Origin of the sequence: Caproiciproducens puteiluti (assembly GCF_052442865.1) — a bacterium.
GTDB lineage: Bacteria > Bacillota > Clostridia > Oscillospirales > Acutalibacteraceae > Caproiciproducens.
In genome coordinates this window covers 2,064,765-2,083,776 of sequence record NZ_CP194790.1, presented here as the reverse complement: position 1 = coordinate 2,083,776, position 19,012 = coordinate 2,064,765, and the positions used below count along the sequence as shown (strand labels likewise).

General features: G+C 51.6%; 15 protein-coding genes. 13 read left to right on the top strand and 2 right to left on the bottom strand.

The features are described 5' to 3' along the window. Positions 1 to 12 precede the first annotated feature (12 nt). The 9 genes from ACRQU7_RS10115 to hisE all read left to right on the top strand — a co-directional run bounded on the left by ACRQU7_RS10115 (position 13) and on the right by hisE (position 10,617). A complete protein-coding gene (locus ACRQU7_RS10115; protein WP_444640586.1) occupies positions 13 to 4,356 on the top strand; it encodes a PolC-type DNA polymerase III in 4,344 nt (1,447 codons plus the stop codon). Positions 4,357 to 4,427: 71 nt separating this feature from the next. Continuing rightward, positions 4,428 to 5,624: an ATP phosphoribosyltransferase regulatory subunit gene (hisZ, locus tag ACRQU7_RS10110; protein ID WP_444640584.1), complete on the top strand. Its 1,197-nt coding sequence runs from the start codon at positions 4,428 to 4,430 to the stop codon at positions 5,622 to 5,624. A gap of 12 nt (positions 5,625 to 5,636) precedes the next feature. Next, positions 5,637 to 6,275 carry an ATP phosphoribosyltransferase gene (hisG, locus tag ACRQU7_RS10105; RefSeq protein WP_444640582.1) on the top strand — a complete coding sequence of 213 codons (639 nt, stop codon included), beginning with the start codon at positions 5,637 to 5,639 and terminating at the stop codon, positions 6,273 to 6,275. Beyond that, complete coding sequence (gene hisD / locus ACRQU7_RS10100) at positions 6,272 to 7,549, top strand: histidinol dehydrogenase (protein WP_444640580.1); 1,278 nt, start codon at positions 6,272 to 6,274, stop codon at positions 7,547 to 7,549. Before hisG ends, hisD begins: the two co-directional genes overlap by 4 nt. A gap of 1 nt (position 7,550) precedes the next feature. Next, positions 7,551 to 8,603, top strand: coding sequence for a histidinol-phosphate transaminase (gene hisC, locus ACRQU7_RS10095; protein ID WP_444640578.1), 1,053 nt, complete (start codon positions 7,551 to 7,553; stop codon positions 8,601 to 8,603). A 17-nt stretch (positions 8,604 to 8,620) separates the two neighbouring features. Further along, on the top strand, positions 8,621 to 9,196 hold the full coding sequence (gene hisB, locus ACRQU7_RS10090) for an imidazoleglycerol-phosphate dehydratase HisB (protein WP_444640576.1): 576 nt from the start codon (positions 8,621 to 8,623) through the stop codon (positions 9,194 to 9,196). 21 nt (positions 9,197 to 9,217) lie between these two features. After that, complete coding sequence (hisA, locus tag ACRQU7_RS10085; RefSeq protein ID WP_444640574.1) at positions 9,218 to 9,955, top strand: 1-(5-phosphoribosyl)-5-[(5-phosphoribosylamino)methylideneamino]imidazole-4-carboxamide isomerase; 738 nt, start codon at positions 9,218 to 9,220, stop codon at positions 9,953 to 9,955. Continuing rightward, positions 9,942 to 10,298, top strand: a complete 357-nt coding sequence (hisI, locus tag ACRQU7_RS10080) for a phosphoribosyl-AMP cyclohydrolase (protein ID WP_444640572.1) — start codon at positions 9,942 to 9,944, stop codon at positions 10,296 to 10,298. Before hisA ends, hisI begins: the two co-directional genes overlap by 14 nt. Beyond that, positions 10,291 to 10,617, top strand: a complete 327-nt coding sequence (gene hisE, locus ACRQU7_RS10075; protein ID WP_444640570.1) for a phosphoribosyl-ATP diphosphatase — start codon at positions 10,291 to 10,293, stop codon at positions 10,615 to 10,617. Before hisI ends, hisE begins: the two co-directional genes overlap by 8 nt. Before the next feature lie 103 nt (positions 10,618 to 10,720). Here hisE and ACRQU7_RS10070 read toward each other — a convergent pair whose 3' ends face one another. Then, positions 10,721 to 11,680, bottom strand: a complete 960-nt coding sequence (locus ACRQU7_RS10070) for an RluA family pseudouridine synthase (protein WP_444640568.1) — start codon at positions 11,678 to 11,680, stop codon at positions 10,721 to 10,723. 150 nt (positions 11,681 to 11,830) lie between these two features. Here ACRQU7_RS10070 and pyrE point away from each other — a divergent pair, with 150 nt between their 5' ends. From pyrE to uvrA, 4 genes are read left to right on the top strand one after another with little or no spacing between them, the layout of a single operon-like run. Next, complete coding sequence (pyrE, locus tag ACRQU7_RS10065; protein WP_444640566.1) at positions 11,831 to 12,412, top strand: orotate phosphoribosyltransferase; 582 nt, start codon at positions 11,831 to 11,833, stop codon at positions 12,410 to 12,412. Positions 12,413 to 12,435: 23 nt separating this feature from the next. Beyond that, a complete protein-coding gene (locus tag ACRQU7_RS10060) occupies positions 12,436 to 13,197 on the top strand; it encodes a JAB domain-containing protein (protein WP_444640564.1) in 762 nt (253 codons plus the stop codon). A gap of 3 nt (positions 13,198 to 13,200) precedes the next feature. Continuing rightward, positions 13,201 to 15,162 (top strand): excinuclease ABC subunit UvrB, encoded by a 1,962-nt coding sequence (gene uvrB / locus ACRQU7_RS10055; protein WP_444640562.1) that lies wholly within the window; start codon positions 13,201 to 13,203, stop codon positions 15,160 to 15,162. Positions 15,163 to 15,194: 32 nt separating this feature from the next. Next, a complete protein-coding gene (gene uvrA / locus ACRQU7_RS10050) occupies positions 15,195 to 18,014 on the top strand; it encodes an excinuclease ABC subunit UvrA (protein WP_444640560.1) in 2,820 nt (939 codons plus the stop codon). A 64-nt stretch (positions 18,015 to 18,078) separates the two neighbouring features. Here uvrA and ACRQU7_RS10045 read toward each other — a convergent pair whose 3' ends face one another. Next, positions 18,079 to 18,990, bottom strand: a complete 912-nt coding sequence (locus tag ACRQU7_RS10045) for a DMT family transporter (RefSeq protein WP_444640558.1) — start codon at positions 18,988 to 18,990, stop codon at positions 18,079 to 18,081. Positions 18,991 to 19,012: the final 22 nt, after the last annotated feature.

The following is a 19,012-nucleotide window of genomic DNA, read 5'->3' as shown; positions in this document are numbered from 1 at the left end:
GAAGGAATTCCATTGAAAACTTTTGGTGAATTTTTTGGTGCATACATAGAAGCTTCACGACTACCGTCTCCCGTGTGCAACGGAAGCATTTCTTCGTTACAAATCGATACAAATAACAGAATTATTACTGCTGACGTGGCGTTTCCATCTTTGGTGGAGCGCCGCGTGCTTTATGATGTGGAAAAGTGCATGGTTGCCTGTAAAGAACTGAACCTTGCCAAAGCCTGCATCTTTCCATCCTTCCCGTCCGAGACCTTCAGCGTTGACTATTACCCCAGTCTGGTAATGGAGCTGAAGCGCCGGGAAGCCAGCATCAACGGGACCCTGACGGATTCCTCCGCAAGGGTCGAGAACGGAAAGCTGATTATCTCTCTGACGCACGGCGGACGGGATTTGCTGATTTCGCGTCATATTGACCGCCTGATTTCCAAGCTGATTCATGAGGAATTCGGAATCAGCCTGACGGTGGAATTCGACGGACTGCTGACGGTAGACAGCGAGAATCCGGCCTATATAGAAAAGAAAAAGAAGCAGCAGGAAACGCTGAAGCGCGAAGCGATTGTGGACCAGGTGGAAGCCTACGAAACAAATCTCAACCATGTAAAAGCGCCCAGGACGATTCAGGTGCGCTCGGGCGAGACACTGCTCCCCTGCATGATACCGGAAACTGCCCGCGAACTGTACGGGCACGCGCCGAAAGCAAAGCCGGTTCCGATCAATAAGGTAACTCCGGATATCGGGAGCGTAACGATCTGGGGCGAAATTTTTCAGATTGAAGAAAAGATCACAAGGGATAAGCAAAGAAAAATCATTACGATCAATATAACGGACTATACCAGCTCCATGACGCTGAAAATCATTGAGATGGTTTCCCAGTGCAAGGCATTGGACACGCTGGCGAAGGGTATGTCTGTCATCGCCCGCGGCGATGTGGAATACGACAAATACGACCATGAAATCGTCTTGCGAGCTAAAAGCATCAGCACGGTCCAGCAGCTGAAAGTAACGGATAAAGCCGACGTGAAGCGGGTGGAACTGCATTTACATACTAACATGTCCAGCATGGACGGCGTAAATTCCGCCGGGGACCTGATCAAGCGCGCGGCTCAGTGGGGGCAGAGCGCCATTGCTATTACCGACCACGGTGTGGCTCAGGCTTTTCCGGACGCTATGAACGCCGTGAACGACCTGAAAAAGAAAGATATCAATATCAAGGTCATTTATGGGGTGGAAGCCTATTTCGTCAATGATCTTGTACAGGCTGTCAGAGGAGAATCCTCGAAAACGCTGGATGATGAATTTATCTCATTCGATATCGAAACCACGGGTCTGAGCCCGAACAAGGACAAAATTACCGAAATCGGCGCGGTCAGGATCAAAAATGGCGAGATTACGGAAAGCTTCGACACCTTTGTTAATCCGCAGATCCCGATTCCGGCAAAAATAACGGAACTGACGGGGATTACGGACGGTATGGTAAAAGACGCGCCGCTGGAAAAGGAAGCCATTCAGGCGTTTTATGATTTCTGCGGAAAAGACGCCGTTCTGATTGCCCACAACGCCGAGTTCGATACCTCGTTTATCCGGGTAGCGGCGCAGCGCAGCGGAATGGATTTCTCCTACCCGTACATCGATACCGTTCCCATGTGCCGTTCCATGCTGAAAGATATCAAAAACTGCAAGCTGGACACAGTCGCCAAATACTTAAAGCTCGACCCGTTCAATCATCACCGCGCGAGCGACGACGCAACGGTGCTCGGCAAGATTTTTATGGCGCTGTTAACGCGTCTGAAGGAGGACACCGGCGCGCAATCGGTGATGGATATCAATTCCTCTCTGGCCGGCGGAGACCCTAAAAAAATGAAATCCTACCATCAGATCATTCTGGTCAAAAATAAAGCAGGTTTGAAAAATCTGTATAAGCTGATTTCCAAGTCCCACCTGGACTACTTTTACAGAAATCCGCGTATTCCCAAAAGCGAGCTGATCAAGCACAGAGAGGGCCTGATTGTCGGCAGCGCGTGTGAAGCTGGAGAACTTTACAGAGCGGTTTTTAACGCGCAGCCGTGGGAAACTCTGTGTGAAATCGCAAGTTTCTACGATTATCTTGAAATTCAGCCGATGGGGAACAATCTTTTTATGGTTCGCGAGGGCCTTGTCCCCGATGAGGAGAAGCTGCGTGAATTTAACCGTACGATCGTGAAGCTCGGAGAGTATCTTCATAAGCCGGTGGTCGCAACGTGCGACGTTCACTTTATGGACCCGAAGGACGGAGATTACCGCAGAATCCTGATGGCCGGGCAGGGATACAAGGACACCGACGATCAGGCGCCGCTCTACATGCGCACCACCGCGGAAATGCTGGCGGAATTCGCCTATCTTGGGAAGGAAAAAGCGTATGAAGTCGTGGTGAAAAACACAAACTTGATTTCAGAGATGACGGAGGAAATCCGCCCGATTCCCGAGGGAACCTATCCGCCCTTTATCGAGGGTGCCGAGGAACAGCTGACCAGTATCACATGGGCAAGGGCGAAAGAGGTTTACGGCGATCCGCTGCCGGATATCGTGAAAAAGCGCCTCGACCGTGAGCTCGGCTCCATTACGAAGCACGGCTTCTCCATCCTTTATATGACCGCGCAGAAGCTGGTCGCGGACTCGGAAGCGCACGGCTATCTGGTCGGCTCCCGTGGTTCCGTCGGGTCTTCGTTTGTGGCGAATATGTCCGGTATTTCCGAGGTAAACCCGCTGGAGCCCCATTATGTGTGCCCCAACTGCAAGCACAGCGAGTTTATTACCGACGGCAGCTATGGCAGCGGCTTCGACCTGCCGCCGAAAAATTGTCCTGTCTGCGGCACGGAGTACAACCGTGACGGGCATACGATTCCGTTTGAGACCTTCCTGGGCTTCGACGGCGACAAGACGCCGGATATTGACCTGAACTTTTCCGGTGAATACCAGACCAGCGCACACCGCTATACAGAAACGCTGTTCGGCAAGGACAACGTCTTTAAGGCCGGAACCATCGCAACCGTAGCGGATAAAACCGCAATCGGCTTCGTGAAGAAATACGCGGAGGAAAAGGGGATGGTGATGCACCGTGCGGAGGAACAGCGGCTGGCGCTCGGCTGCACGGGGATTAAGCGTACGACCGGTCAGCATCCGGGCGGTATGGTCGTCGTGCCGAAGGGCATGGAGATTTACGATTTCTGCCCGGTGCAGCATCCGGCGAACGATCAGAAATCGGATAATATCACCACCCATTTCGACTTCCATTCTATTCATGACACCATCTGCAAGCTGGACGAGCTCGGGCATGATGTTCCGTCCATTTACCGGTATCTGGAAGATTACACCGGCATTCCGGTTATGAAGGTTTCCATGAGCGACCCGGAGGTCATGTCGCTGTTCACCTCCACAGAGGCGCTGCACGTCAAGCCGGAGGATATCGATTCCCAGACCGGTACATTTTCTTTGCCGGAAGTCGGCACCAGCTTTGTACGGCAAATGCTGATCGATTCCCAGCCAAAAACCTTTTCCGATCTTTTGCAGGTTTCCGGCCTTTCACACGGTACGGATGTCTGGCTCGGCAACGCGCAGGACCTGATTAAAAACAAGACCTGTACCATCGCGGAGGTAATCGGAACCAGAGACAGCATTATGACTTATCTGCTGCTCAAAGGGCTGGAGCCGAAAATGGCGTTTAAAATCATGGAGATCACCCGTAAGGGCAAGGCCTCCAAGCTTTTGACCGAAGAACATATTCAGGCCATGAAGGATCATAATGTACCGCAGTGGTATCTTGATTCCTGTATGAAGATCAAGTACATGTTCCCGAAAGCGCACGCGGCGGCATACATGATTTCTACCCTGCGCCTTGGGTGGTACAAGGTACATAGGCCGGTCGAGTACTACGCCGCTTATTTTACCGTGCGCGGAGAGGACTTTGACGGCGCCACTGCTATGAAGGGCAGGGAAGCCGTTCGGAGGCGCATGAATGAAATCAGCATGAAGGGCAAGGAAGCAAGCGCGAAGGAAGAGGCCGCCTATGCTACTTTCCAGATCATCAACGAAATGCTTGCCCGGGGAATCGAGGTTCTTCCAGTCGATCTTTATGAATCCGACGCGAGAAAATATCTGGTTGAGAATGGAAAAATCAGGCTTCCGTTTTCCTCTCTTTCGGGTGTAGGAGAAGCCGCGGCAAACAGTTTGGCGGCCGCAAAGGAAAAGGGCCCTTATATTTCTGTTGACGATCTTCAGACCCGCTCCAAGGTTTCCAAATCCGTGATTGAAACGCTCAAGGAAGCCGGTGCGCTTGCCGGATTGCCGCAAAGCAGCCAGATGACATTATTTGGTTGACAAAGAATAGTTTAGTGTGCTATTATATTACCATACTAAAGCGTTCAACTGAAAATTGATAGGTGTATTTGATGAAAAAATATAACAAAGTCACTCCGGAGGGGACGAAAGACCTTCTTTTTGAAGAATGCCTGGTGCGCAGGTATGTGGAGAAAACCCTGAGGGATGTCTTTTCTTCCAGAGGCTTCAATGAAGTGGTTACTCCCGGTCTGGAGTTCTATGATGTATTTGACCCGAATTTTTCCGGGATCGGGCAGGAGGTCATGTATAAAATGTCCGACCGCCGCGGAAGACTGACTGTTATGCGGCCGGATTCCACTATGCCGATCGCGCGTCTGGCCGCGACCAGGCTGCAGGGCCTGCCAAAGCCGATCAGGCTTTTTTACACTCAGCCCATCTACCGCAACAATCCCGCTCTGACGGGCCGCAGTGATGAAACGGTCCAGACTGGGATTGAGCTTCTCGGCGCGGACGGAATGCGCGCAGACCTTGAAGTGATCGTGACGGCGATCGAGGCGCTGGGGAAATGTGTCCCTGATTTTCGGTTCGAACTGGGTCATGCCGGACTTTTCCGCGCGTTGGCTGAGCAGCTGCCAATTTCCGACGACCTGCGTGAAGATATCCGCAGCGCCATCGAATCGAAAAATTACGCGTCCCTGAACAGGATCCTTGACGGTCTGGAGGAATCCGGGCCGGTAACGGCGATGCGCACGCTTCCGCGCCTTTTCGGCGGGGAAGAGGTGTTTGCGCATGCGGAGCCGTTTTGCTCCGATGAAAAATCCGGAGGAATGCTGGAATATCTGCACAAGCTTTACCGCTCTTTGAGCCGCCGCGGCCTTGGCGATAAGATGATTGTCGATTTGGGCCTGGTACAGCGCAACGATTATTACACCAATATTGTTTTCAGCGCTTATGTGGAAGACTGCGGTGACGCGGTCCTTCTGGGCGGAAGATACGACAATCTTCTGGGTTACTTTGACTTTCCGATGCCGGCCATCGGGTTCGCAATCAACGTGGATGCGATTTCCAAAATCATGCTGGAACACGGTACGCTCTATTCCGTTATGCCGGCGGACGTTCTGGTTCACGGCGAGGCCGGTTTTGAGATGGAAGCCCTGAACTATGCTTCCACACTGATTGAAAAGGGTCTGAAATGCGAAAACAGTATTTTTGAAACAAAAGAAAAAGCGCTGGAATATGCGAAAACACGCGGAATCAGGCGCGTGGACTGTATCGGAGACCGTATTGAGACCATAAATCTGACATAGGGTTGGGAAAAGATGAAACCACTTAGAATCGCCCTTACGAAGGGCAGGCTTGAAAATGATACCGTTGCCTTATTTGAGAAAATCGGCTTTGACTGTTCCGCCGTCAGAAAGAAAGGGCGCAAACTGATTCTGCCGGTCGGTGGGAACCGGTTTGAGGTGGTTCTTGCCAAGGCCGCAGACGTCATCACCTACGTAGAGCACGGCGTCTGTGACCTGGGAGTCGTGGGTAAAGATACGATTCTGGAGCAGGGAAGCGGTTTTTATGAAGTGCTGGACCTTGGTTTCGGCAGATGCAAATTTGCACTTGCCGGTCCGAAGAACCGGGATTTTTTCAGCGGATATTCCTCTAAAACCATTGCTACGAAGTATCCGAATGTCGCCAGAAATTACTTTGAAAGCAAAGGAATGGACGTCAGGATCATAAAAATTGAGGGCTCCGTCGAGCTGGCACCGCTTCTGGGCCTTTCCGACGCAATCGTAGATATTGTTGAAACGGGTTCTACCCTAAAAGAAAACGGACTCGAAGTGATTGAAAGCATCAGTGATATTTCCGCAAGACTGATTGTCAACGCGGCGAGCCTGAAAATCCGGAAAACGGAAATAGAAAGTCTTGCGGAAGAGATGGACCGGGCAAAGGAGGGAACAGCGTGATACAGCTTGTGAAAAAGGGCGGCAGCCGCGATCTGATCAGTCAGCTGAAACAAAGAAATGAGGAAACCAACAGGGCTGTGGAATCAGCCGTTTCGGAAATCATTGAAAATGTACGCCGTCGCGGCGATGACGCGGTTCGCGAATACACCCTGAAATTTGACGGCAGTCTGCCCGAAAAAACAGAGATTTGCGCCGCGGAGGTGAAAGAGCTTACCGGCCGGTGTGAACCGGAGTTTTTGTCCGCGCTCGCCAGAGCCGCGGAGAACATCAGGAATTTTCATTCCCGGCAGAAGCAGCAGAGCTGGTTTCAAACCGATGAAAGCGGAGTAATGATGGGGCAGCGCATTCGCGGCCTGTCAAAAGTCGGTATCTATGTGCCGGGCGGAACGGCAGCTTATCCTTCTTCCGTCCTGATGAATGCGATTCCCGCCAAAATTGCCGGAGTGAAAGAAATCATCATGGTGACGCCTCCCGGAAAAGACGGAAAACCCAATCCGGATATTCTGGCGGCGGCACTGACCGCCGGGGTCGACCGTGTTTTTCTGGTCGGCGGGGCACAGGCGGTCGCGGCGCTCGCGTTTGGGACCCAAACGATTCCCAAGGTCGATAAAATCGTCGGCCCGGGAAATATTTATGTAGCCACCGCTAAAAAGCAGCTTTACGGCACCGTCGATATCGATATGATCGCCGGTCCGAGCGAAATCCTGATTATCGCGGACGAAACGGCGCGTCCGGAATTTCTGGCTGCGGACCTGATGTCGCAGGCCGAACACGACGTGCTTGCCTCCGCTATTCTGCTGACGACTTCAGAGAAAATTGCGGAGCAGACGGTTGCCCAGATTGACCGGCAGCTTCCCCAGCTGTCACGCAGGGAAATCATTTCCCAGTCGCTGGACCGTTTTGGCGCAGTGGTGGTATGTGAAAGCATGGAGGAAGCCGTTTCCTTTGCCAACGAGCTGGCGCCGGAGCACCTTGAGGTTTGCGCCGCAAACCCGATGGAGTATATCGGGAAAATCGACAACGCCGGTTCCGTTTTTCTCGGCAACTATTCGCCGGAACCGCTTGGCGACTATTTCGCGGGGCCGAACCATGTTTTGCCCACCAGTGGGACCGCGCGCTTTTTCTCCCCGCTTTCAGTGGACAGCTTTATCAAGAAATCCAGCTTTATCTATTATACGGAAGATGCGTTGAAATCGGCGCAGAAGGATATTATTCAGCTCGCAGAGGCCGAGGGCTTGACCGCTCACGCGAATTCGATTAAAGTGAGGCGCTGAAATGGCTTACCAGTTAAATGAAAAAATCAGGGATCTGCGCCCGTATGACCCGATTACCGGCAGCTATCCGATTCGTCTGGATGCCAACGAGTCCTTTCTTCCCATTCCGAACCGGATTGCGTTGAAGATCATGGAATCTGCGGCGTTTACCGCTTATAACCGGTACCCGGATCCGATGGCGTCGGAGCTTTGCGAAAGCTTTGCGGAGTTTTATCAGGTCAATCCCACCCATGTTACGGCCGGAAACGGTTCCGATGAACTGATATCCGTTATCTGCGGTGCTTTTTTAATGAAGGGCGATGCAATGCTGACGGTGTCCCCGGATTTTTCCATGTATCGCTTTTATGCCTCCATTGTGGAAGCGAAAAGCATTGTCTACGCTAAAAATCCAGATCTGACCATCGATGTGGATAAGGTGATTGAACTGGTCAATGCAAACGACGTCAAGCTGATTCTTTTTTCCAATCCGTGCAATCCCACTTCGCTTGGACTGTCAAAAGAGGAAGTCCGGCGGCTGATTACATCGGTGAAGGCGCTGGTGGTGCTTGACGAAGCCTATATGGACTTTTGGGGCCAGTCCCTGCTGGGCGAGGTGGAGCAGTACGACAATCTCATGATTCTGAGAACCTGCTCCAAAGCGTTTGGTATGGCGGCCATCCGGCTCGGGTTTGCCGTGGCAAATCCGGCACTGACAAACGCGCTGAAAGCAGTCAAATCACCCTATAATGTGAACTTACTCACTCAGAAAATCGGTTCTCTTATTTTAAAGGAACCCGATTTAGTCCATTCGGGTATAGACAACATTGTTGCTTCCCGGAATATGCTCTATTCGGAAATGGTGCGCATAGAAAAAAACAACAGTGAAAAAATGCATGTGTATCCCACTGCAACAAATTTTGTATTCCTTCAGATTGCCCAGGCGGAGGAAATTTTTCTCGCCCTATTAAAATCAGGGATCGCCGTCCGCTTTATGGGCGATTTCCTGCGGGTGACGGCAGGTACGATGGAAGAAAACAAAGAGTTTATCAAAGTTTTTGAAACAGTGATTCAATGACAAAGGGAGGCGGAAAAATGAGGACGTCGGTACAAAAACGCAAAACCAAGGAAACGGATATTGCTGTTTCGCTTTCCCTTGACGGCGGCGAAGTGAGCATTTCAACCGGAATCGGCTTTTTTGACCATATGCTCAATGCCTTTGCCGTACACGGGGGCTTCGGACTCACCGTGGAGGCGGTCGGCGATTTGGAGGTCGACGGTCATCACACGGTTGAGGATGTCGGCATCGTTTTGGGAAAAGCCTTTGCAGAGGCCCTTGGCGACAAATCGGGAATCGCCCGTTTCGGTACCTTTTTTGTGCCAATGGACGAAGCGCTTGCCTTTGCCTCCGTGGACATCAGCGGGAGACCGTACCTTGTTTTTCAGGCGGAGTTCCAGCAGGAACGGGTGGGGGAATTCGATACCTGCCTGACGGAAGAATTTCTGCGCGCCTTCGCGGTCAATGCCGGAATCACGCTCCACACCCGTATTGAATATGGAAAAAATGCGCACCATGAGATCGAAGGAATGTTCAAAGCCGTTGCCCACGCCATGCGTCTGGCGGTTGCGAAAACTTCCGCCGGGGTACTCTCGACTAAGGGGTCATTGTAAATTTATCTATAGGAGACGGCTATGGTTATTTTGCCAGCAATCGATATTAAAGACGGCGAATGTGTGCGTTTGGTAAAGGGTGATTACAGCACGGCGCATAAAGTGGCGCAGGACGCGGTGTCCGCCGCCGGGGCTTTTGAATCTGCGGGAGCAAGGTGGCTGCATGTTGTCGATCTGAACGGCGCAAAAGCGGCTCATCCCGTAAATTCGGAAATCATTTTTAAAGTACTGCAGAATTCCGGGCTGAAAATAGAAATCGGCGGCGGAATCAGAAGCATGGAAACGATTGATTTTTATCTTTCCAATGGTGTTTCAAGAGTCATTTTGGGTTCCTCGGCGCTGAACGATCCCCATCTTGTCAAGGAATCTGTTCAGAGATATGGAGAACGCGTTGCGGTTGGAATCGATGCCTTAAACGGCAAGGTTGCCGCGCAGGGCTGGACGGAAACCTCAACGGTGGATTATCTTGAGCTTGCCAAAAGGATGGAACAGTATGGAGTAAAGTATATTATCTTTACAGATATTTCCCGGGACGGTACTTTGACCGGCCCGAATCTGGAAATGCTGGATCAACTGAATCATGCGGTTTCCTGCCATATTATCGCGAGCGGCGGTGTCAGCAGCCTTGCGGATATCGCGAATTTACTGGATTTGAAGCTTTATGGGGCAATCTGTGGAAAAGCCCTGTATACCGGTGCGCTCGATTTGAAAACAGCGATTGCGCTTTGCGGAGAGGAAAAAATAAATGGAATGTATTGATGTAAAGGGAAAAACCTTTATAGATCGTTTTTTTCAAAAATCTGATTTGCTTCCGGCGATCGTTCAGGAATACGGAACAAACGAAGTTTTGATGCTGGCCTATATGAACCGGGAGTCCATGAGAAAAACGCTTGAGACGGGATACACTTGGTTTTACAGCCGTTCCCGTCAGGAGCTTTGGAATAAGGGCGCGACCTCCGGGCATTTGCAGAAGGTTGTGAGCATTCATGGCGACTGTGATGACGACACCCTTCTGGTCGTCGTCAGACAGACCGGCGCCGCCTGTCACACGGGCGCGCACAACTGCTTTTTTAATGAAATCTGGAGGGATAACGATGCTTGACACCTGGCAGGAGCTATACAGTACCATACAGAGCAGAAAAGAGAATCGTGCGGAAGGTTCCTATACCTGCTACCTGTTTGATAAAGGCCTTGATAAGATTTTGAAGAAATGCGGGGAAGAGTGCAGCGAGACAATCATCGCCGCCAAAAACGGGGACAATGCCGAAACCGTCCTTGAAATATCGGATCTGCTGTATCATCTGACCGTTTTAATGGTCAACGAAGGCATCTCCCTGGAAGACATCCAGGCTGAGCTGGAAAGGCGCAGTGAAAAAACAGGGAACCTGAAAACCTTTCATCAGGTAGATAGAAACAGCTGAAAAGAGCCGGCGCGTGTGCGCCGGCTCTTTTCAGCACAGGCAGCCGGGCAAGCCGCGCGGCATGTTTTCGCGGCGCCCGGCGAGTTTTAGTATCCCGAAGGGGTCACGCCCAGCTGTAAAAGTCTTTTAAGAACCAGATATCCTTTGCTTCATATTCCGAGCCGTTCAGGTAATTCAAAAGCCCCGCGTCCGTGCCGAAGGTAAATTTCAGTTTGTAGGAGTAAAGGGCCTGATAGGAAAATCCGGTTTGCTTATTGATCGCGTTCGTGCCGTACTTTCCATCCCCGGCGAGCGGATGTCCGACGGAAGCAAGGTGCGCGCGGATTTGGTGGGTGCGTCCGGTCAGGAGCTCAACCTCCAGCAGACTGAAGCTTCCGCGCTCTTCAAGCACCCGGTAGCGCGTTTTGATCGATTTGGTGTCCGCGGTGGGCCTGTGGGAAATATAGACGCGGTTCTGGCTTTCGTTTTTTTCGAGAAAGCCTTCCAGCACCGCTTCTTTCGGATTCATTTTTCCATGGACAATGCAGAGATACATCTTCTGCATTTCGCGCTTTTTTACTTTTTCATTCATCACGCGAAGGGTTTCCGCGTTCTTCGCCGCCATTACAATGCCGCCGGTGTTTCGGTCAATCCGGTTAATCAGGGCCGGGGCGAACGAATTTTCGTTTTCGGGGCGGTATTCCCCTTTTTCATATAAATAATGCTGAACGCGGGCAATCAGGGAATCAAAATGATAATTTTCATCCGGGTGTACGATTAATCCCGGCTTTTTATCCAGAATCATGATGTTTTCGTCTTCATAAATCACCGTGAGCTTGTTCGGCGCTTTCAGAAAGTCGTATTCCTTTTGTTCCTGCTGAAAAAATTCGTCTTTTAAATACAGGGTGAGAACGTCGCCCTCATTCAGCCGGGTGGAAATTTCACACCGCTTCCCGTTCAGCTTGATATCTTTTTTACGGATGCTTTTGTACATCATGGATTGGGGGAGGTTGCTGAAGGATTTTGTGAGAAACTTGTCCAGCCTCTGTCCGGCGTCGTTTGCGCCTATGGTTATTTCTTTCATATGGAAAGACTCCTAACTTGATACATTTTCAGTGCTTCCGCCTTTCCAGATTATATCACGGATAAGGCTGCGGCAACAGTCGGAAATACTTTTCAAAAGAGATTTTTTAGTATATAATAGAATGAAATATGCGAGAAGGAGAACGGATTTATGATAACACAGCAAAGGGTCATGGAGATTTTGGAAGAGGCTGGGGTTTTGCTGGAGGGGCATTTCAAACTGACCTCCGGCAGGCACAGCAACAAATACCTCCAATGCGCCAGGATTTTTCGCAATACAAGGTACAGTGAGGAGCTTTGCGCGGCCCTTGCGGAACAGTATTGTCATGATAATGTTCAGATCGTCATCGGACCGGCGATGGGTGCGGTCCAGATGGCTTACGAAGTCAGCCGCGCGCTTCACTGCGAAAACTTTTTCACAGAGCGCGGCGAGGACGGAAAAATGGATTTGCGGCGCGGCTTTTCCGTAAACCCCGGGGACAGGGTGCTTGTGGTGGAAGACGTGGTGACGACCGGCGGCTCAGTCCGTGAGGTGATCGAGCTGGTAAAGGAAGCCGGCGGCGAAGTGGTCGGTGTCGGCTCCATTGTTGACCGGACAGGCGGAAAAATCGATTTCGGCGTTCCCTTTAAGGCGGTCGTTTCCGTTGAAGTGGAATCCTGGGAACCGGAAGAATGTCCTTTGTGCAAGGCCGGTGCTCCGGCTCCCGTCAAACCGGGCAGCAGAAAAATCTGATGGATGATTGGGGGCGGGCATCGTTGGAGGAAAACAAGGAGCAGCTCAGAAAACAGCCGCCGAAAATCAGTAACGAGGCCCAGCCCGTGCACGGTGGCCACAGGGACCGCATGAAAAACAGATTTCTGAAGGACGGGCTTGACTCTTTTGAGCCGCACGCGGTTCTGGAGCTGCTTCTTTTTTACGCGATCCCTTTAAAGGACACCAATCCCATCGGCCATGCGCTTCTGCAGAAATTCGGGTCGCTGTCGGGGGTGTTCGACGCGCCCTATGAAGAACTGATGAAAGTGGAGGGCGTGGGGAAGTCGGCGGCAACGCTGATGAAACTCATTCCGCAGCTGTGCCGTCGTTACCAGGAAAATTTGGATAAAGACAAAAATGTGATTTTCAGTTATAATGAAGCAGGCATGCTTTTGACACGCAAATTTATCGGCCGTTCGGACGAGGTCATCGTACTGATGCTCCTCGACAGTAAAAACCGGCTGATTTACTGCGGTGTGGTCAATGAAGGCACTGTCACCACCGCCAATATTTATATCAAGAAGATTGTCCGGCTTGCGGTGGAGTATAACGCGGCTTACGCGATTCTGTCACATAATCATCCGAGCGGAGACTGTATGCCCTCGAAGCAGGATTTAAGCTCCACACAGTGGGTCTATGAAGCGCTGAATATTGTGGAGGTAAAGCTCATCGATCATATTATCGTGAGCGGCAACGATTATTTTTCGATCGCGAAAAGCGGAATCATGCCGGGAACTTTTGATGTCGGATTTGATACGGAGTAAAAAATGGATTTTAAATTAGTTTCACAATATCAGCCGAAGGGAGACCAGCCCAAGGCGGTTCAACAGCTTGTTCAGGGATTGCAGACCGGCTACCGCGAGCAGACGCTGCTTGGCGTGACCGGTTCCGGAAAAACCTTTACCATGGCGAATGTTATCGCACAGATGAACCGTCCCACTTTGGTCCTGGCTCACAACAAAACGCTTGCCGCACAGCTTTGTTCCGAGTTCCGGGAGTTCTTTCCGGAAAACGCGGTCGAGTATTTTGTATCCTATTATGATTATTATCAGCCGGAAGCCTATATTGCGACGACGGACACCTATATTGAAAAGGATTCCGCAATCAATGATGAAATAGACAAGCTGCGCCATTCGGCTACCTCGGCCCTTTCGGAGCGCCGGGACGTCATCATCGTTGCCAGCGTGTCCTGCATTTACAGCTTGGGCGACCCGATCGATTACCGCACCATGGTGATTTCCCTGCGCCCGGGCATGGAAAAGAGCCGCGACGATCTGCTGCGCAAGCTTGTTGAGCTTCAGTATGAACGGAACGACATCAATTTTATCCGTAATAAATTCCGGGTCCGCGGCGACGTGGTGGAGATTTTCCCCGCCCAGTCGAACGATACGGTGATTCGCGTGGAATTCTTTGGCGACGAAATTGACCGGATCAGTGAAATCAACGCGCTGACGGGGGAACTCAAGGCCGTCTTAAAGCACGTTGCCATTTATCCGGCGTCCCATTACATTGTCCCGCGGGAAAAGATGCAGCGCGCCATGGGCGATCTTGAACGGGAAATGGAAGAACGGGTCGCGTTTTTCAAAGCCAACGGCAAGCTGATTGAGGCGCAGAGAATTCAGGAGCGTACCCGGTACGACATGGAAATGCTGGCCGAAATCGGGTTCTGTAAAGGGATTGAAAACTATTCGCGCGTTCTGTCCGGGCGTGAGCCGGGCAGCTCGCCGTTCACCCTTCTGGATTACTTTCCGAAGGACTTTTTGCTGTTTGTGGACGAGTCCCATGTGACGCTTCCGCAGGTCCGCTCCATGTACGCGGGCGACCGGGCCAGAAAACAGTCGCTGGTCGATTTCGGCTTCCGCCTGCCGTCCGCGTTTGACAACCGTCCGCTGAATTTTGACGAGTTTTACAACCATGTCAATCAGGCCGTCTTCGTTAGTGCGACGCCGGGCGATCTGGAAAAAGAAAAATCGGCTCAGGTCGTGGAGCAGGTGATCCGTCCGACCGGACTGGTCGATCCTGAGATTATCGTCAAACCGACGGATGGGCAGATTGACGATCTGATTTCCGAGATCAACATGAGAACCGCCGACGGAGAGCGCGTCCTCATTACCACCCTGACCAAAAAAATGGCGGAAGACCTCACCTCTTATCTGGAGGGAATGGGAATCCGCGTCAGATATATGCATCACGATATCGATACCGTGGAACGGATGGAAATTCTCCGTGACCTGCGCCTGGGAGAGTTTGACGTGCTGGTCGGTATCAATCTGCTGCGGGAAGGACTGGATATTCCGGAAGTTTCGCTGGTAGCCATACTGGATGCGGACAAAGAGGGCTTCCTGCGTTCCGAGCGTTCGCTGATTCAGACGATCGGCCGTGCCGCGCGCAACGCTAAGGGACAGGTCATCATGTACGGCGATACGGTCACTCCGTCCATGGAGTCCGCTATCCGTGAAACGGAACGCCGCCGCTCCATTCAGACCGCGTATAACCGGGAGCACGGGATTATTCCAAAAACCATCAAGAAAAAGGTTTCCGATATTTTGGAAATCTCCACTCATAAAGAGGACGAGAAGGGAAAGAAGCAGAAGCGTCTGAGCCCGATTGAGAGAAAACAGATGATCGAACAGCTCACAAAGGAAATGAAGGCGGCTGCGAAGCTGCTCGAATTCGAGCACGCCGCTTACCTGCGTGACAAAATCAAACAACTGAACGGTGAAAAATAGCCGGCGAAACGCTACGGAGGAAATTATAATCAATGACAGCAAAGAACATTTTTGTTAAGGGCGCAAGGGAACATAATCTGAAAAACATCGATATCGAAATTCCAAGGGACAAACTGATTGTTTTCACGGGACTTTCCGGCTCCGGAAAGTCCTCTCTCGCTTTCGATACCATCTATGCGGAAGGGCAGCGCCGCTATGTGGAGTCTCTTTCATCCTATGCTCGCCAGTTTCTGGGGCAGATGGAAAAGCCGGATGTGGATTACATCGAGGGGCTTTCCCCGGCCATTTCCATCGATCAGAAGACGACTTCCAAAAATCCCCGCTCCACGGTCGGAACGGTAACGGAGATTTACGATTATCTACGGCTTTTGTACGCGAGAATCGGAATCCCGCACTGCCCGATCTGCGGTCGGGAAATCAAGCAGCAGACCATTGACCAGATTGTCGACCGCATCCTCAATCTGGAAGAGGGAACAAAGATTCAGGTGCTTGCTCCCGTGGTGCGGGGACGCAAGGGCGAACATACCAAAGAGTTTGACGCCGCGCGCAAGAGCGGGTTTGTCCGCGTGCGTGTGGACGGCAATCTCTATGATCTATCGGAAACCATTCAGCTTGAAAAAAATAAGAAACATACGATCGAGGTCATTGTCGACAGGCTGGTCATCCACCCCTCGATTCACTCCCGCCTGTCCGATTCCATCGAAACGGCCTCCTCGCTTTCCGGCGGAATTATCGTGATTAATGTCGCCGGGGGAGACGATATCACCTTTTCCCAGAACTACGCCTGCCCGGAGCACGGCATCAGCGTGGAGGAGCTTACTCCGCGCATGTTTTCCTTTAACAATCCGTTCGGCGCGTGTCCCAAATGTACGGGACTCGGTGTCTTTATGAAAATTGACCCCGACCTGATTATTCCGGACAAGTCCCTTTCCATCAGCAAGGGCGGCCTGAAAGCCAGCGGATGGGCGATGGAAGGCAGCACGATCGCCTCCATGTACATGACGGCGCTGTCCAAACACTATCATTTTTCTCTCGACACGCCTCTTGGAAAGCTGCCGCCGGAAATTATCGATGTCCTCCTTTATGGCACGAAGGGCGAAAAGATACAGATTGAGCGCAGCAACGAATACGGAAGCGGAATCTATAAAACCGAATTTGAGGGAATCATCAATAATCTTGAGCGGCGTTTCCGTGAAACGCAGAGCAACTGGATCAAAGAGGAAATCGAATCCTATATGAGCGCGATTCCCTGCGATGCCTGCCATGGCAAGCGCCTTTCCCCGATCAGCCTGGCCGTAACCGTGGGCGGCATCAATATCAGCGATTTCTGCGACAAATCGGTCACGCAGGCGCTGGATTTCATCAATCATCTGGAGCTTTCCGAACGCGATACCATGATTGCAACCGCTATCTTAAAGGAGATCAGAAGCCGTCTGGGGTTCCTGCAGAGCGTTGGGCTGGAGTACCTTACGCTTTCGCGCTCGTCCGGTACGCTTTCCGGCGGAGAAAGCCAGCGTATCCGTCTGGCCACGCAGATCGGTTCGTCCCTGATGGGAGTCCTTTACATTCTTGACGAACCGAGCATCGGACTGCACCAGCGCGACAACGATAAGCTCCTTGCCACGCTGAAGCGGCTGCGCGACCTGGGGAACACCGTCATTGTCGTAGAGCACGACGAGGATACCATGCGCGCCTCCGACCATATTGTGGATATCGGCCCGGGCGCGGGCATCCACGGCGGCCATGTGGTATTCAACGGGAGCGTGGACGATATTGTCAACTGCAGGGAATCCATTACCGGGCAGTATCTGAGCGGGGTAAAAAAGGTGGAGATTCCCGCAAAACGCCGCAAGGGCAACGGGAAAAAGCTGAAAATCATCGGCGCTTCCCAGAACAATCTGAAAAACGTGAACGTGGATATCCCGCTTGGGGAATTTGTCTGTGTCACCGGTGTATCCGGTTCCGGAAAATCTTCGCTGATCAATGAAATATTATATAAATACCTGGCGGCGGAGCTGAACGGGGCGAAATCCCGTCCCGGCGCTTTTAAAGAAATCAAGGGGCTCTCGGAGCTGGACAAGGTGATTGAAATCAACCAGTCGCCCATCGGCAGGACGCCCCGTTCCAACCCCGCTACTTATACCGGCGTTTTCACGGATATCCGCGAACTGTACGCCTCCACGCAGGACGCCAAGCTGCGCGGGTTCAATTCCGGACGGTTCTCCTTTAATGTAAAGGGCGGCCGCTGTGAGGCCTGTCAGGGCGACGGCATCATCAAAATCGAGATGCATTTCCTTCCGGATGTCTACGTTCCCTGCGACGTCTGCAAAGGGAAACGCTACAACCGTGAAACGCTGGAGATCAAGTATAAAGGCAAAAGCATCTATGATGTGCTGGAGATGACGGTGGAAGAGGGACTGGAGTTCTTTTCCAGCATTCCGCGCATTGCCCGCAAGCTGCAGACGCTGCAGGACGTCGGACTGGGCTATGTCAAAATCGGCCAGCCGGCGACGACCCTGTCCGGCGGCGAAGCGCAAAGAGTCAAGCTGGCAACTGAGCTTTCCAAGCGCTCCACGGGCAGAACGATTTATATTCTGGATGAGCCCACCACCGGCCTTCATATCGCGGACGTTCACAAGCTGATTGAAGTGCTCCAGAAGCTGGTGGACGGCGGAAACACCGTAGTGGTCATCGAGCATAATCTGGACCTGATCAAAACCGCCGACTATATCATCGACCTTGGTCCGGAGGGCGGGGACGGCGGCGGTGAGGTCATCGCAAAGGGAACCCCGGAACAGATCGTAAAAGTAAAGGAATCCTATACCGGAAAATATCTGAAAAAATTGCTGTAAGTATCAAAAAACCTTCCGCACGGGAATTTACATTCCCTGCGGAAGGTTTTTGTTTTCTATGGATTTATTCCACGCTGTCTTCCTGCAGTTCCGTCCTTTTTTGATTCAATCTGAAGAAAGACGGCTTCGTTTCCGAAATCAGAATGGAAAGAAGAATCAGCAGAGATCCGGCTAAGATTTTGGGCGTCAGCGCTTCATGCAAAAAGATAATGCCGAAAACCGAGCCGAACAGAGATTCCAGCGACATAATCAAGGAAGCTCTGGCGGGCGGAGTGTATTTTTGACAGACGGTCTGCAAGACCAGTGCGATCAAGGTACTGAATACGCCGATGTATAAAAGAGACAGCACAGAGTCGGTTCCCAGACCGGCGGGGAACGTTTCGGTGCAGAGAGCCACTGCCAGTCCAATTACTCCGGTAACGGCAAATTGCGTGTAGGAGAGCAGAATAGGATCATTCTTTTCGGTTAAAATACTGGTACCTACGATCTGTGAAGCAAAAGCGATTCCGCACAGCAGGGAGAGAATATCGCCGACATTCATCGTGAATCCCGCGTGCAGCGATAAAAGCCCGATTCCGGCAATGCATATTAATGCAGCCGTTATATTGTACAGGTCCGGCTTTTCATTGCGCAACAGCCAATAAAGGAACGGTACCACCACAACATAGACAGCCGTCAGAAACGCATTGTTGCCCGCCGTTGTATATTGGATACCGGTTGTCTGCAAATAATAGGCGACAAAACTCAGGATCCCGAGGATGGCACCCGACTTGATACAGTCGGCGTCTATTTTTTTCAGCCTTTTGAAGAAAAAAACAGTCATGAGCAAAACGGCGATCCCGAAACGGATTGCAATAATGTAGCTTGTCGGAACGGCGCCGGTAGCGTTCTTTACGACGACAAAAGCGCTGCCCCAGATGATTGTGACAAAAACCAGCCCCAAATCCGCGGCCAATGCCTGATTTTTAATTTTCAATAATGCCACCTCGTTTTTATGT

Bases quoted from the DNA above. Each gene is read 5' to 3' on its own strand.
- hisB (WP_444640576.1), top strand. From the start codon at position 8,621: ATGAGGACGTCGGTACAAAAACGCAAAACCAAGGAAACGGATATTGCT.
- pyrE (WP_444640566.1), top strand. From the start codon at position 11,831: ATGATAACACAGCAAAGGGTCATGGAGATTTTGGAAGAGGCTGGGGTT.
- hisI (WP_444640572.1), top strand. From the start codon at position 9,942: ATGGAATGTATTGATGTAAAGGGAAAAACCTTTATAGATCGTTTTTTT.
- ACRQU7_RS10070 (WP_444640568.1), bottom strand. From the start codon at position 11,680: ATGAAAGAAATAACCATAGGCGCAAACGACGCCGGACAGAGGCTGGAC.
- uvrB (WP_444640562.1), top strand. From the start codon at position 13,201: ATGGATTTTAAATTAGTTTCACAATATCAGCCGAAGGGAGACCAGCCC.
- uvrA (WP_444640560.1), top strand. From the start codon at position 15,195: ATGACAGCAAAGAACATTTTTGTTAAGGGCGCAAGGGAACATAATCTG.
- hisE (WP_444640570.1), top strand. From the start codon at position 10,291: ATGCTTGACACCTGGCAGGAGCTATACAGTACCATACAGAGCAGAAAA.
- hisC (WP_444640578.1), top strand. From the start codon at position 7,551: ATGGCTTACCAGTTAAATGAAAAAATCAGGGATCTGCGCCCGTATGAC.
- hisG (WP_444640582.1), top strand. From the start codon at position 5,637: ATGAAACCACTTAGAATCGCCCTTACGAAGGGCAGGCTTGAAAATGAT.
- hisA (WP_444640574.1), top strand. From the start codon at position 9,218: ATGGTTATTTTGCCAGCAATCGATATTAAAGACGGCGAATGTGTGCGT.
- hisZ (WP_444640584.1), top strand. From the start codon at position 4,428: ATGAAAAAATATAACAAAGTCACTCCGGAGGGGACGAAAGACCTTCTT.